We start from the raw sequence: 14,346 nt of genomic DNA, 5'->3' as shown, positions 1-14,346 counted from the left end.
AAAAATCAAAAAAGGTTGAAACATTGTTCCAACCTTTTCCTGCTCTCAAACCTATTAAACCTATTGTAGATATTCGTTTTATGAATACCTGCGAAAATTAGAAAATGTTTTCATATCCACCAAACAATCGATTGCGAAAGATTTTCAAAATTTTATTTTCCCAAAGAATTTTTATTCTAAACCCTTAAAAATCAATGAAATTATATCTTAGCTGATCGTTAAAATTTTATGAAATATTTTTTTTTGATTTTATTCCCTCTTCGAATAGTTAACTCTCTATGAACTCAAATCTATCCCAACAAGTCTCCAATAAAATTTACCTAGGATTTATCACCTACATGGAGACGTTTAATACTTACACTAGATTAGCTCCTCAATATTTCAGTGAAAAAGCCTGGCATGCTACCCATCTGAACAACAAACAGCGCCTTCGACTTTACAAGGATCTACTTTTTCCACTTGCCCATGACTGCTCTGAACTATTGGGAGATTTGGCAGCTGACTCAGCGAGCTGGATGGAAATAAAGTCCATGTATCAACTGCTCATAGCAGAACGACCAGACATGGAAATAGCCGAGACATTTTTCAACTCCGTCATCAGAAAAAGCTTTCCTAAAATGACCATTGATGAAGACTTGATGTTTGTGATGGAAGGGTATGACAGCTGCACCGTCAGAGAATCTGATGAACTGTTGAGAACCTACCCTTCTTTCTTGGGTTTAGAGAAAAATATACGCCAAATCCTGGACGATTACGACTTTGGCGCACCCTTTATGGACAAAGAGCAGGACATCAAATTTCTGATTTCCAGCGTCAAAAAAGTAATTCTTAGCAGGTATCGAGTTGGTCCTGATACAAAAACGCAGATTTTGAAATCTGTTTTTTATAGAAATAAAGCGGCTTACTTGATTGGGCGAACATTTCTAGGGCATAAATGGATGCCTTTCATCATTCCTGTGCTTCATGGAGAAAAGGGGGTATTTGTGGACACCTTGATTTTTGACCCAAACCTGATGAGTAGCATGTTCAGCTTTACCAGATCTTACTTTATGGTCAAAGCCGAAGTACCTTCACAGGTCGTTAGCTTTCTGAATTCGGTGATTCCCCACAAGAAAATCCACGAACTCTACAATGCAATTGGTTTTAATAAGCATGGGAAAACACTTTTCTACCGAGACTTTCTTCATCATTTGGATGCGAGTAATGATCAGTTCGAGGTGGCTGCCGGGATCAAAGGAATGGTGATGACCGTGTTCACTTTGCCATCGCTGAACATAGTTTTTAAGATGATTAAGGATCATTTTGAGCCTCCCAAAACCATGACCAGGCAGGAAGTAAAGGGAAAGTATAAATTGGTCTCCCTGCATGATCGAGTGGGAAGAATGGCTGACACGCATGAGTTCGAGTACTTTAAAATCCCAATCGAGCGAATCAGTACCGAGTTGATGATTGAGCTTAGAAAAACCGTCAACTCACTTTTGAAAGTGACCGATACTCATTTAGTAATCAAACATTTATATACAGAGAGAAGAATGGAGCCTTTAAATCTTTTCTTGGAGCATTGCAGCACTGAAGAAGGCATCAAAGCTGCTGAAGATTACGGGAGAGCCATCCTACAATTAGCCCAGGCAAACATTTTTCCAGGGGATATGATGACCAAGAATTTTGGACTGACTAGACAAAAACGGGTAATCTTCTACGACTACGATGAGATCGAGTTTCTGACAGACATGAATTTCCGGGTAAAGCCAAAAGCAGAAACATACGAACAAATTTACGCTTCGGAGCCTTGGTATTCCATTGCAAAAAATGATGTTTTCCCGGAAGATTTTAAGCGTTGGATGATTGGGCGCAAGGATATCAAGGAAAATTTTCTGACTTATCACAAAGACCTTTTTGATCCGCTGTATTGGCAGGAAATTCAGGAAAGAATCACTGCTGGCGAACTGATTCATGCATTTCCCTATCCGGATGAAATTCGGTTCAGGCCAGAGGAAAAGATTTAAGTAGAGAAGTTTATTTCATTGCTATGAGTGCAAGCGTTATTTTTGCAGACTGGGTTTGTCCCCTAATCACCCCTTAGAATGAATTCTGAATCTACACCGAATATATCACCCAAATCCGAAATCAAGACTAAGACCATATTCCTGAGCACAGCCCATGACGATGAAAGACCTGTCTATATCTCAGGAAATTTCAATAACTGGACTACTCAGGACCCTCGTTTTTTGATGCAAAAAACTGCCAAAGGAAAGTATGAGTTTACCTTTCCCGAAAGCGAAGAATTTAACAAAGAGCTAATCTATAAATTCACAAAAGGAGATTGGTCTGAGGTAGAAATAGACCGCTACGGGAATAGAACCCCTAACAGACACTGGAATGATGAAATGGCTACCAAGCAGGAAAAGGTAGCAAAATGGCGAAAAAACTGGCTTCCTTACCGCCCCAGCCAACTGCCGATAATCCGCTTGATCTCTGAAGAATTTGAAATTCCTCAACTTAACAAGACACGAAAAGTCTGGGCGCTTTTGCCGCATGATTACAACAACAGCGGGGAGCATTATCCTGTTCTTTACCTCCAGGATGCCCAAAACCTTTTCAATGAAAATGCAGAATTCGGTAACTGGCAGATAGACAAAAAACTGGCTGTAATGTCGGATTATGGAATTGGGAAGATCATTATCATCGCCATAGAGCATGGAGAATCCGAAAGATTGCAAGAGTATAATGTGGGTAAAACCGTATTAGGACAAGGCAGCGGAAAGAAATATATCCGATTCATTACCGATACACTTAAGCCATTTGTTGATAAAACATACCGTACAAAACCCGAGCGGGAATTCACCGGAATTGGAGGTAGTTCTATGGGAGGATTGGTAAGTATATTCTCAGGCCTGATTTATCCTGAGGTTTTTGGAAAATTGATGGTTTTCTCCCCATCACTATGGGTGATTCCAAAAATCAAACTTGGATTCCTGGATATTTTCGAACCTCAGGAAACAAGGCTATATCTCTACGCAGGTGGAGATGAAAGTGAAACCATGGTGAAGCATGTAACTAAATTCCGAAAGCGCCTACTCAAAAGAGAGAGTCTAAAAGGCAAAATGAAGGTTCATCTCAGCATCAACGAAGAGGGAAAGCACAACGAGACGTATTGGAGTGATGAGTTCCCCAAAGCCATAGAATGGCTATTTTTCAGTACTAAAGAAGATTAAAACAGCGAAAGCCATAGCATATGCAATTCAAGACTCAAACAGAAGCGGGTGAAAACACAGGACTTCTGATCATCCCTGTTCTAAGTAGTAATTCCGAGGAAATCATTAAGAGTAAACTTGGTGGATTCAGTGTAAACTCGGCGCTTTTCTCAGGAAAAAAGGATAGTTCTTATCATTTGGAAATAGATGGACGATTGATTCTACTCATAGGTTTGGGAGAAAAACCAGATATCTCCAGTATTGAAAAGTCTTTTCGCAGGGTTCTTTCCAAAAACAAAGACCTTGTAGAAAAGTCCGTCGCTATAGATTTCTCAGATGATTTTTCGGCTGAGTTAGTCGAAAGTGCATTAGTCGGCTTGCAACTGGGCGCCTATTCTATTGGCTTTTTCAAACAAAAGAAAGCTGATCAAAAAGACTTAGAAGACTTAGAAGTCAATGTAATTTCTACAACTCCTGACCTTCCAAAAATGCTGGTTCGAGCTTCCAAAATTGCCGCAGCTAAAATTGAAGGATTCAAATTAGTTGACCTCCCTCCCAATGTAATCACACCGGAATATTTGGCAGACTGGGCGACAAAGCAAGGAGCAGCGCATGGGTTTGATGTCACGGTTTTTGATCAAGAAAAAGCCAAAGCTGAAGGTCTGGATGCATTTTTAGCTGTTGCTCGTGGCAGTGCCAAAGCTCCAAAATTTATCATCATGGAGTATAGAAGCCCTGATGCAAAATCCCATTTAGGGCTAGTTGGGAAAGGGGTTACTTTCGACACGGGCGGACTGAATATCAAAACTCAGGGCATGGTTTACATGAAATCCGATATGGGTGGAGCAGCAGCTGTCCTAGCTGCGACCCAACTTATCGCCTCCCTCAAACTCCCGATCAATCTCACGGCTATTGTTCCGGCAGTAGAGAATTCTGTTGACAAAGATGCCTATCTCCCATCTGAAGTGATAGGTTCACATGCAGGGCTGAGCATAGAAGTGATTGATACGGATGCAGAAGGACGCTTGATTTTGGCGGATGGCCTCTCCTATTTGGTGAAAAATTATCAGGTTGATCAACTTATTGATCTGGCAACTTTGACAGGAAGTAGCGTTGGAACTTTCGGCTATGAATGTGGCGCACTATTTTCCAACTCTGATGCTATTTCAGATGCTTTAAGAGCGGCAGGAATGCAATCCGGAGAGAAAGTCTGGCCGCTGCCGATGTGGGAGAGCTACCGTTCTGAGATGGATTCAGAAATCGCAGACATCAAAAACTACCATGGCAAACCCATTGCCGGAGCCATTACTGCAGCAAAATTCCTGGAAGCTTTTATCCATGAGCATCCTTCTTGGGCTCATCTGGATATTGCTGGGGTAGCATTTGGCGACAGTGAATTTTGTAAAATGAAGTCAGGAACTGCTTTTGGAGTTCAATTATTACTTAAATTCATCGAAAATCAATTGTAATTATGGAAGACCAAGGCAAGACTTTTCTTTGCATTTCTAATTTTTTCAAGGGAAATGCATTTTTAACTCAGTTGAAAAAACAAGGCAATCGAGTTTTTCTAATCACTTCTGAAAAGTTAAAAACCAAGCCCTGGGCTTTCGAATACATAGATGAGATTTTCTACATGCCTGGTCAGGATTTGGACTGGGATCTTGATCTCTTGATGAAAGGTGTAGGCGGATTGATGAAGAATCATAAGATCGAAAGCATAGTAGCCCTCGATGATTATGACGTGGAAAAAGCTACCTATCTCCGAGAGAACCTGAGGATTCCTGGAATGGGCCAGACCACAGGAAGATTTTTCCGGGACAAACTAGCCATGCGTATAAAAGCTCATGACTCTGACATCAAAGTCCCTGCCTTTGCACCGCTTTTCAATGACGAGGACATCAATCAGTTTGCAGATCATATTCCAGCACCATGGGTTTTGAAACCTCGTTCTGAGGCTTCTGCTCATGGAATTATCAAAGTACATGACAAGGAATCTCTTTGGGAAAACATCCATCAATTAGGAGATAACAGACTTTACTATTTGGTAGAGCAATTCAAACCAGGCGATGTTTATCATGCTGATGGATTGATGCTTGAGGGCAAAAATCTTTTCTGCTCGGTATCCAAATACTTATCTACACCAATGGAAATCTCCCAAGGCGGTGGAATCTTCCGTTCAGCAAATTTGAAGTTCGGGTCAGAAGATGAGAAAGCAATTAAAAAAGCAAATGCAGCAATCATGAAAGCTTTTGGAATGCTTTCTGGCGCTACTCATACTGAGTTTATCAAGTGTCGTGAAGACGGAGAAATATACTTCCTAGAAACCTCTTCCCGCGTTGGAGGAGCACATTTAGCTGAGATGGTTGAAGCTGCGACTGAAATCAATCTTTGGGCTGAATGGGCCAAAATCGAAGATGCTTTGGCTAAAGGCTATAAATACCAACTCCCGAAAGTGTCCAAGAACTATGCTGGCATACTTCTCACTCTTTCCAAATTCGAGCATCCTGACTTGAGTAGTTTTGATGATCCAGAAGTTTACTTCCGTGTTCCGCTGGAATATCATGCAGGTCTGATTGTAAAGTCGAAAAATCAGGATCGAGTGATGCAGCTCTTGGATGATTATGCAGAACGGATTGCAAAAGAATTCTCCACTGTTGCAGATGCCCCTGAGCTTAAGAAGTTTCATTAATACATTGAAAAAGCAATTTCAACCTCTTTTTAAAACTTCTCTTCCACGCCCAAACCAAAAAGTGCAAAGTCATATTTGACCGGATCAGCTGCGTCAAATTCACGTAGTTTCTGGGTTAGTTCTAAAGCAGTAAGCCAATCGGTTTGCTTTCTGGTAATCATCCCAAGTTTCCTCCCTACCCGATCCACATGCAGATCACATGGGCAGATCAATTGTGCAGGTGAGATTCTTTTCCAAAGTCCAAAATCGACTCCTTTATCATCGTCTCTCACCATCCAGCGCAAATACATATTAATGCGCTTGCAAGCTGCCTTGCGCGTAGGTGTGGCGATATGTTTTCGTGTACGATGTGGAGAATCGGGAAGTGAAAAGAAAAACTCCTGAAACTTGGTTAAAATTGATCCCATAGCATCGATTTCTTCAGTTTGTCCAAGTAGAAAAGCTTCTTCTAGAGAATCATGGGTTTTGTAAAACCAACTTAAAAAGTGGATGAAGTACAGCGTATCCACATCATTGAAGGTTCTATGTTTGAAGTGTACAAACGGTTTCAGATCATCTTCCTGATGATTCAGCAAAAAATCATGAGGAGCATTATCCATCATCTCAAACAACTCAACGCACTTATTGATGATTGTTTTCCGCTGTCCCCAAGCTAAAATAGCAGCAAAGAAACCCGAAATTTCTATGTCCTGTTTTTTGGAAAAACGATGCGGAATAGAGATTGGATCAAGAATTATAAACCCAGGCTGATTGTACTTCTCGACTTTCTCGTCTAAAAAATCCTTGAGGTTTTGCATTAAAGCGCGACTTTAACTTCACCGCCTTGGGTACCATCAAACCATTTGAAGCAAAGCTCATTATCGACTTTTTCCGAAACATGCCAGTCAAAGCATTTGATATTGGTAAGGGAGCGCAGTGAGTCCTCATCCGGATCGTATAAGCAAATATCGAAATCCGGTAAGTCCTTTGATTCAGTGCTATTCCATTTTTCGAGGATAAAACCTTCCTCCAGCACACGAACTTTTTTTCCAAAAACATAATCAGAAAGAATAGAAGGCACGCCGTCTTTTCTTCTAAACTTGAACCCTGAAGGACCAAACACGATATGCTTGATCAGTTTGGCTTCCAGCAATTCATTAGAAAATGGTAAATCTTCCCACTCTGATTCTTTTAAAACCACGGTTTTGCCTTCGGGACGAAGTCTGTTTAAAAATCTGGAAAGAAGAGAAAATAAGTAGGTGACACCAATAAATAACAACCCAAAGCTCGCCAGAATCGGATAAGAAATGATAAAGATCAGATTCCAGATAAAGCGGAAAATGTGGTGAAATATAAGTTGGACTTTATTCATAGCGGAAACGCAAAATTAGCAGTGGCTTTGCGGAAACCAAAATTCATCCTTAAAACCTGAGGAGCAAATGATAGGTTCAAAACGCAAAAAGACCGCCACTTCTGACGGTCTTTCTAGAATCTCTAGATTAACAAACTATACTCTTTTAATTTTCAAAGCTACATCGGACACCCTACATCGGGCATCCATCATTAATACATCACCTCTACAGGGAATCTTCCATTCACTGCTTTTAGCTGATCGAAAGCTGCTTGGGAAAGCTTGATCACCAACTTACCATTGTCGCCTGTTTCAGGAAGCGTACCGACTACACGAGCAAAAATGGTCACATCGTTCTCTTCATTTTTCACTCTCATGATGGTGCCGACCGGAGCAGTTCTATGAAGAACCAGATATTTCTTATGACCACCCGTTCCTTCAATCAGTTCAGCTTGGCCAGTTTCCTTGATGTTCTTAAATCCTCCAGAAGTAGATGCATCTGCAGGCTCCACCATCATTTCATCTACACTATTCACCACTCTTGGCGTTCCGATTACGGGAACTGTAGATTCCTGCATTGCTCCGCGACCTACTTTCAACACTTGACCTTGCTGAAGATTATTTGATGTCAAGGCATTCCAAGTAATCAAATCTTCCACACGAGCCGAGTATTGACTAGCGATTGAGAAAAGTGTCTCGCCACTTTGAACGGTATGTGATCTCCACTCTCCGGGAACCATTGGCTTGCTGGTTTCTACTGCTTCTTCAGGTGTTGCAGTTTTAACAGGCGCTGGTTTTGGAGTTGGTTCTGCTTTCTCTTTTACTTTAGGAGTTTCTTCTGCCTTCTTAGCTGGCTTTTCCTTCGCTTCATTTTTCGCAGTCACTACTTCAGTGCTGGTTGCGACTGCAACTGTTGGGGCAGGTTCTTTAGCCACAGAAACAGGAACTGCCGGCTCAATAATTAGAGACTGACCGACACTTAGGTCATTTCCTTTCAGCCCATTGTCCTTCATCACACTTTCCACAGTCACCCCATATTTTTTTGAGATCGAGAAAAGCGTTTCTCCTGGAACTACATTGTGAAGAACTGATCCGGCAGGAATCTCGGCCATAGAAACAAAGGGAACTTTGATCGTTTGACCGATTTTCAAGCCCTGCTTCAAAACCGGGTTAGCATTAACTATATCACCTACCGGCGAATTATATCTTCGGGAAATACCAAATAGCGTCTCTTTTGGATCTACTTCATGCAGAATAAAGGACTGATCTCCGATACGAGTCACTCCTACCGAATCGATAGAAGCATGCTCCGAAGCCATTGACAAAGAAGAAGATAAGGATAAAACAAGAAGAAAGGACCAGAAAAACTGTGATCTATTATTCATAGGGAATTACTGAGTTGGGAATAAACGAATTAGAAATACAAGATTAATTTCCAAAGTCCAGTGGCGCAAGAATTATGCTAGAAAAGAAATGAATCTGTTTTACGGGTATTTCGTATCTTTTCTCACTCGTACATGAATTCAAGCAATGAAAACCTATATCAGTACCCTTCTTATTCTCCTCCTACTTTCTTCTCAATTTGTTCTAGCTCAAACGGATACAGGTATTGATAAGAAGGTTTTTACTTTCAAAATCGATACGGATATCGATCCAGCCATGACCCGACGGGTAAAATTGGCACTTGAGGAAGCCGAAAAAGAGGCTGTGGATTTGATAATTATTGACATGGATACCTATGGAGGCGCAGTAAATGATGCGGATGAGATCAGAACGTTGATCCTAAATTCCAGCATTCCGATCTATGTATTTATCAATAAGGACGCTGCATCCGCAGGAGCGCTGATCTCAATAGCTACAGATAGTATCTACATGGCCCCCGGCGCCAGCATAGGTGCTGCCACTGTGGTCAATGGGACTGATGGAGCGGCAGCTCCTGACAAATACCAATCTTACATGCGCTCCATGATGCGGAGTACAGCCGAAGCACAAGGCCGTGACCCAAAGATCGCAGAAGCCATGGTCGATGAGAAAATCGAGATCAAAGGAATCTCTGAAGCAGGTTCTGTGATTACGTTCTCTGTATCTGAGGCGGAAAAATACGGATTCTGTGAAGGTCAATACGATTCCATCGAAGCTATTCTAATCGCTCAAAACCTTGGAGAAGCATCCGTTATAACCTATGAACCCGCTTCTACTGAGCAGATTATTGCCTTTTTTCTGAACCCAGCTGTAAGTGGCTTTTTGATATTAATCATTATTGGCGGACTATATTTCGAACTTCAGACGCCAGGTGTTGGCTTCCCTATCCTAGCTTCGGTAGTTGCAGTCTTACTCTATTTCATCCCTTACTATCTTAATGGTTTGGCTGAAAACTGGGAGATTTTGGTATTCTTCATCGGGGTAATTTTATTGGCGGTAGAGCTTTTCGTTATTCCGGGATTTGGGATTTTTGGCGTGCTGGGAATTATCGGGATCTTGACTGGTTTAGTGCTTGGAATGATCCCAAACCAGAATTTCAACTTTGATTTCGTCCCAGCAGCGGACCTTTTCGGTGCCTTACTCACGGTCATCATCGCGGCTATAATATCTGTAGGATTAGTTTTCTGGCTTACGCCAAAAGTGAACGAATGGGGCGCATTCAAAACCATCACGCTTGCCTCGACCCAACAAAGAACTGAAGGATACACTTCTTCATCTTATGCAGACACCTTAAATGGAAAGACTGGGGTAGTTCACTCCAGGTTAAGACCGAGTGGAAGAATAGAAATAGACGGAGATATCTACGATGCTTATTCGCGAGGAGAGTTTATCGATCAGGGAGAAAAAATAATAGTAATCTCTACTGAAGGCACTTCGCTAAAAGTAAAAAAACAGGAGGCTTAATAGAATTTGGTAAGTTTGCCCCATGAATACGGCTCAGACCATCTACGACTTGATCGGTGAAGAACAAATACGCCTGTTGACCAAGCATTTCTATCAGGAAGTCTCCAAAAATGAAGCGTTGAAAAAATTGTATCCTGAAGATCTGGAGCCTGCGGAGGAGCGACTGTTTCTTTTTTTAATGCAAGTTTTCGGCGGACCGGATACCTATTCTGAGCAAAGAGGACATCCACGCTTACGAATGCGACATGCCAAATGGAAAATAGATGCCGCAATGCGAGATCATTGGATGAATGCTATGCTTGTTGCGCTAGATCAGATCCAGGTGGATCAGAATGTACGGGAGGCGATGATGACTTACTTTGTCAAGGCCGCTAATCACATGATCAACCATGATTAACCTGCTTGCAAGGCTGTATTCTATCTATGCAGCAGTGATATTCGCTTTTAGTTTCCTGATAATTTTTCCATTTATTCTTATTTGTATCTGGATTCCAGGTTGGAAAAAGTATGGCCGGAAAATCAACCGATATTGGGCAAGAGCATATTTTACCTGCATTTTTCTACCAGTTAAAATTGAAAGGAATGCCAAGATTGAAAAGGGCAAGTCCTACATTTATTTGGCAAATCACTTTAGCTATCTGGATATCGCCATGATGGGATTTATTCCAGGTGACGTACTTTTTGTTGGAAAAGCTTCCATTCGCAAAGCGCCACTTTTTGGCTATTATTTCAAAAACCTACATATCGCAGTTGATAGAGATAGACTGAAAAGCCGGGCTGAAACTATGAAGCGAACGGATCAAGCGCTTGGATCTGGCAGCAGTATCATTATATTTCCCGAAGGAGGTATTTACACGAAAAATCCTCCGGAGATGATTGCCTTTAAAAATGGAGCATTCCGAATGTCCAAAGAGAAACAAATACCCATTATCCCTGTCACTTTATCCTATAATCATCTAATTTTGCCTGACGACGGGAAACTTTTGCTTCATTGGCGTTCTGCAAAAATGGTTCTTCATGAGCCTTTACTTCCAGAGAATTTTGAATCTGAGAATGCTTTGAAAGAAAAATGCTTTGAAGTAATTCAAACTCAACTCGAACTAGACAACATTGACTCATGCAAATAGACATCAATACCATCAAGAAAATCGCTCATTTAGCCCGGCTGGAATTTGACGAAAGCAGCGCGGAGAAAATGTCCAAAGACATGAGTCAAATCTTGGATTGGGTAGAGCAATTGGATGCAATTGATACGACCGATGTGGAACCACTGACTACCATGTCATCGGAGGTAAACGATATGAGGGAGGATAAAATTGGCCATCAGTTAGACCATGAAGCTGGTTTGAAAAATGCGCCTAAAAGAGACTCAGACTACTTCCGCGTACCAAAAGTAATGGAATAGTCCACTTGAAAACGAAATTGAAAACATCCATCCTATTTAACATTATAGCCCTCCTATTTATAATTTCGGGAGGGCTTTTTGCGCTGTATTATCTGATTTTTGATCCTCAGCCTTACGTCAGTATTCAAGCTGGCTCATTTTTGGATACGATCGCAATTCCTTTTGACTGGGTTCAAATTGGACCAATCTCCTTCCCGATTAAAGTTGATAATTATTTGGTTTTCCAGGAGTTTAAAGCCCTAGCTCCTGAAATTCACCTCACCGAGTCCTTCATTTATGCGCTTTTGGTTTGGTTGGCTGCAGTTTCTGTGCTGACTTTACTCACTGAATTCAAAAAAGCCTATTTCATCCTCGGAGGCATTATATGGATTATACTTCTCACTTTTAGCAATTTCAATGGCCTTAATATAGGAGGTCAAAGTGCTAATTACCCCTTGATAATCCTCCTTGCTGGGACGCTAATTCCTTTGATCTATTTTCATCTTTGGGGTCAAAAAATCCATCTGGCTATCAAATGGCTGATAATTTTTGTAGGAACATTTTCAGCTCTAGCTATTCTTATTGCAAAAAGCCCTATTGCCAATCCTGAAATCTACCTTTCCGAACATAGCCTTACCCTAGGATTTGGACTAGCGATAGCCTGGGTATTCTGGAATGGTCACGGCATTCTTTCGGGAATTTACATTTTGCTGACTAGGGCAAACCGGAATCTTAACCTGAACATAACTGTTCAAATCAGTCTAATAACATTAATTTATTTAGGCACTTTATTCTTTATCCTGTTGGGGCTGCGGGGCGAACTCAGGCTTCCTTTTCCCACCTTCTCTCCCCTTTTCCTACTCCTTCCATTAGGACTCTTTGGATGGATTTCTATTGGTGAAAAGGTCAGTCAAAGTGATGAACTGATTTCCACTCCTGCCGTCATAAAGGCATTACATTTAATTGGGTTAGGCCTTGCGCTTTGGTTAGTTTGGAAGGTAAAGCTATCCGGAAACCAACCAGCTGAGGAGCTTTTCAAACACTTGCTCGTCTATTCCCAAATCGGTTTTACCTTGTTTTTCTATGTTTACCTACTGGCAAATTTCGTGTCGGTGATGAACTCTGGCAAAGCCATTGATAAGATCCTTTACAAACCATACTCACTTGTCTATTACCATATTAGAATAGGTGGATTAATTGTAATTCTAGTGTTAACTACCTACACGGGCGGAATTGTAGGCGTTCAGGCAAGTGCCTTGACCAGTAATATTCTTGCTGATTATTATTACCAGGCTGACAAGAAACTAGAGGCGAGTATTCTATATGAAAATGCCTGGATGCACTATCGCAAAAACCCAAAGGCTAAATTCCTCACCGCTCAATTGCTTCTGGATCTCAAGCAGCCCACCTTGGCGAAGCAGCATTTGGAAGAGAGCTTTACCGAAGCTCCACAGATAGACAATATCCTCTTGTTGGCAGATAGGCTGCACCAAGAAAATAAGGTCTTTGAGGCAATTTATTATTTGGAAAATGGTTTGGCTATTTTCCCAAATGAGCCCCATTTAATCAATAACCTTAGTTTGCTTTACGCTAAGGTGAACAAGACAACGGAAGCCTTAGAACTGATGGCTCAGCCTGAAATCAAAAATGCAATTTTGCTGTCCAATCGAAGTGCGCTTAAAATCAAATTAGGCAAACCTGAAGCAAGCACAAGTCGAAAAACGGATCTGATTTCCCAACTAAATGAACTGGCCGCATCCAATGCGCTGGCGAATATTCCTGATGAAGAATTAGTTGCATCGATCAAGAAACACTTGAAATCAGAGGATTCCCCTTTGCTTATCGCGGCAGGATGGAGAAACGTACTCACTGAAATCAACCGAAATGATCCAAGCAAGGACCTAAATCTATTGGATAGTTTGGGACAAACGCCCGAAATGAATGCCTATATCATGTCACTTCAGGAAACGGCCGTGATCCGGAGTCTGGCAGCTGGAAGAGTCTCCGAAGCGGTAAAAAACCTGAATGGATTGGCATTCAGAAACCCAAATGACGCTGCTTATTACCTGCAACTCTCAGGAAGTATTTTAGCTCAAAACCTTGATTTCCAAAAAGCCGCAATGGAATTTATCGCAGCTGAAGAGCGAGGATTCCAAGGGTTTGATACCCACCACTGGAGCATTTTTGGATTGGCGGGAATGCCGGAAAAAGCTGTGGAGATTCGAGAGAAATATAATGTGTTATTACCGATTTATCTTACTGCCGAAGGACCGAGTGCAGCTGAATACTTAAAAATTATCAGCAGATTTCACCAATCATTTGCCCAAACTCTACTGTCCCAATGGCGAACACTTGATGAAACTGAGTTAAAAACGGACATAGCTATTCGCTTAATTGCTTATAAAGCACATGGCCTTGAAACGGATGATCTGAAAGAATTGGAAAAATATATTTCCGGAAAAATCGATTCAAATGAGGATCTGAAAACTTTTGTGGCTAACCCGGATCTCAAAAATAAAGCATCAGTCAATGCATTTACTTCATGGATTAATTCCGGAAAGGAACCAATAGCTAACCCTTACCTTAGCCCATTGATTATTAGTGAATTACACAATAAAACTGATCCTTTGGATCAATATGAAATTTTAAATTCAGCCACCGAATTCAATCATGACCCCATCCTTTGGCTTAAAAAAATAAAAGCTGCTAGAGAAAGTGGACTGGACAAATATGCCGATGAATCCTTAGAGATTTTGAAACAATGGGTTAGCGATGATGAGCTTTAAACGATTTTGAACTTGAACTATTGATTTTCATTAACGTTTTTTGTGTAAGTGAAAATTCTTTTCCCGAACCAAACCAG

At 41.2% G+C, this 14,346-nt stretch carries 12 protein-coding genes; 9 read left to right on the top strand and 3 right to left on the bottom strand.

All coding sequences use genetic code 11. The features are described from left to right. Window positions 1-278 precede the first annotated feature (278 nt). The 4 genes from aceK to BM386_RS01845 all read left to right on the top strand — a co-directional run bounded on the left by aceK (window position 279) and on the right by BM386_RS01845 (window position 5,883). Entirely contained in the window at window positions 279-2,006 is a 1,728-nt protein-coding gene (gene aceK, locus BM386_RS01860; RefSeq protein ID WP_091691364.1) for a bifunctional isocitrate dehydrogenase kinase/phosphatase, read from the top strand. Between the two features lie 78 nt (window positions 2,007-2,084). Beyond that, window positions 2,085-3,215: an alpha/beta hydrolase gene (locus BM386_RS01855; protein WP_091691363.1), complete on the top strand. Its 1,131-nt coding sequence runs from the start codon at window positions 2,085-2,087 to the stop codon at window positions 3,213-3,215. 20 nt (window positions 3,216-3,235) lie between these two features. After that, entirely contained in the window at window positions 3,236-4,663 is a 1,428-nt protein-coding gene (locus tag BM386_RS01850; RefSeq protein ID WP_091691362.1) for a leucyl aminopeptidase family protein, read from the top strand. A gap of 2 nt (window positions 4,664-4,665) precedes the next feature. Continuing rightward, a complete protein-coding gene (locus tag BM386_RS01845; RefSeq protein WP_091691361.1) occupies window positions 4,666-5,883 on the top strand; it encodes an ATP-grasp domain-containing protein in 1,218 nt (405 codons plus the stop codon). A 29-nt stretch (window positions 5,884-5,912) separates the two neighbouring features. On the opposite strand, the gene BM386_RS01840 is transcribed toward BM386_RS01845, so the two are convergent. From BM386_RS01840 to BM386_RS01830, 3 genes are all read right to left on the bottom strand, one after another. Next, window positions 5,913-6,680, bottom strand: coding sequence for a TIGR02757 family protein (locus tag BM386_RS01840; RefSeq protein WP_091691360.1), 768 nt, complete (start codon window positions 6,678-6,680; stop codon window positions 5,913-5,915). Continuing rightward, entirely contained in the window at window positions 6,680-7,234 is a 555-nt protein-coding gene (locus BM386_RS01835) for a hypothetical protein (RefSeq protein WP_091691359.1), read from the bottom strand. Before BM386_RS01835 ends, BM386_RS01840 begins: the two co-directional genes overlap by 1 nt. A gap of 191 nt (window positions 7,235-7,425) precedes the next feature. Continuing rightward, entirely contained in the window at window positions 7,426-8,598 is a 1,173-nt protein-coding gene (locus tag BM386_RS01830; protein ID WP_091691358.1) for a DPBB and LysM peptidoglycan-binding domain-containing protein, read from the bottom strand. A 145-nt stretch (window positions 8,599-8,743) separates the two neighbouring features. On the opposite strand from BM386_RS01830, the gene BM386_RS01825 reads away from it, so the two are divergent. From BM386_RS01825 to BM386_RS01805, 5 genes are read left to right on the top strand one after another with little or no spacing between them, the layout of a single operon-like run. Next, on the top strand, window positions 8,744-10,099 hold the full coding sequence (locus BM386_RS01825) for an NfeD family protein (protein ID WP_091691357.1): 1,356 nt from the start codon (window positions 8,744-8,746) through the stop codon (window positions 10,097-10,099). Window positions 10,100-10,121: 22 nt separating this feature from the next. After that, window positions 10,122-10,496, top strand: a complete 375-nt coding sequence (locus BM386_RS01820) for a globin domain-containing protein (RefSeq protein ID WP_091691356.1) — start codon at window positions 10,122-10,124, stop codon at window positions 10,494-10,496. Next, window positions 10,489-11,226 carry a lysophospholipid acyltransferase family protein gene (locus BM386_RS01815; RefSeq protein ID WP_091691355.1) on the top strand — a complete coding sequence of 246 codons (738 nt, stop codon included), beginning with the start codon at window positions 10,489-10,491 and terminating at the stop codon, window positions 11,224-11,226. The genes BM386_RS01820 and BM386_RS01815 overlap by 8 nt, the downstream gene beginning before the upstream one ends. Further along, a complete protein-coding gene (gatC, locus tag BM386_RS01810) occupies window positions 11,217-11,504 on the top strand; it encodes an Asp-tRNA(Asn)/Glu-tRNA(Gln) amidotransferase subunit GatC (RefSeq protein ID WP_091691354.1) in 288 nt (95 codons plus the stop codon). The genes BM386_RS01815 and gatC overlap by 10 nt, the downstream gene beginning before the upstream one ends. Window positions 11,505-11,521: 17 nt before the next feature. Next, window positions 11,522-14,269, top strand: a complete 2,748-nt coding sequence (locus tag BM386_RS01805) for a tetratricopeptide repeat protein (RefSeq protein WP_139235828.1) — start codon at window positions 11,522-11,524, stop codon at window positions 14,267-14,269. The last annotated feature ends 77 nt before the right edge of the window (window positions 14,270-14,346 follow it).

This window comes from Algoriphagus locisalis (assembly GCF_900116615.1).
Classification (GTDB): domain Bacteria; phylum Bacteroidota; class Bacteroidia; order Cytophagales; family Cyclobacteriaceae; genus Algoriphagus; species Algoriphagus locisalis.
The sequence above is the reverse complement of the archived record's forward strand: the minus strand, read 5'-3'. Positions and strand labels throughout refer to the sequence as shown.

Excerpts from the sequence above, each read along its gene's own strand:
- aceK (WP_091691364.1), top strand. The coding sequence starts at position 279 with ATGAACTCAAATCTATCCCAACAAGTCTCCAATAAAATTTACCTAGGA.
- BM386_RS01855 (WP_091691363.1), top strand. The coding sequence starts at position 2,085 with ATGAATTCTGAATCTACACCGAATATATCACCCAAATCCGAAATCAAG.
- BM386_RS01850 (WP_091691362.1), top strand. The coding sequence starts at position 3,236 with ATGCAATTCAAGACTCAAACAGAAGCGGGTGAAAACACAGGACTTCTG.
- BM386_RS01845 (WP_091691361.1), top strand. The coding sequence starts at position 4,666 with ATGGAAGACCAAGGCAAGACTTTTCTTTGCATTTCTAATTTTTTCAAG.
- BM386_RS01840 (WP_091691360.1), bottom strand. The coding sequence starts at position 6,680 with ATGCAAAACCTCAAGGATTTTTTAGACGAGAAAGTCGAGAAGTACAAT.
- BM386_RS01835 (WP_091691359.1), bottom strand. The coding sequence starts at position 7,234 with ATGAATAAAGTCCAACTTATATTTCACCACATTTTCCGCTTTATCTGG.
- BM386_RS01830 (WP_091691358.1), bottom strand. The coding sequence starts at position 8,598 with ATGAATAATAGATCACAGTTTTTCTGGTCCTTTCTTCTTGTTTTATCC.
- BM386_RS01825 (WP_091691357.1), top strand. The coding sequence starts at position 8,744 with ATGAAAACCTATATCAGTACCCTTCTTATTCTCCTCCTACTTTCTTCT.
- BM386_RS01820 (WP_091691356.1), top strand. The coding sequence starts at position 10,122 with ATGAATACGGCTCAGACCATCTACGACTTGATCGGTGAAGAACAAATA.
- BM386_RS01815 (WP_091691355.1), top strand. The coding sequence starts at position 10,489 with ATGATTAACCTGCTTGCAAGGCTGTATTCTATCTATGCAGCAGTGATA.
- gatC (WP_091691354.1), top strand. The coding sequence starts at position 11,217 with ATGCAAATAGACATCAATACCATCAAGAAAATCGCTCATTTAGCCCGG.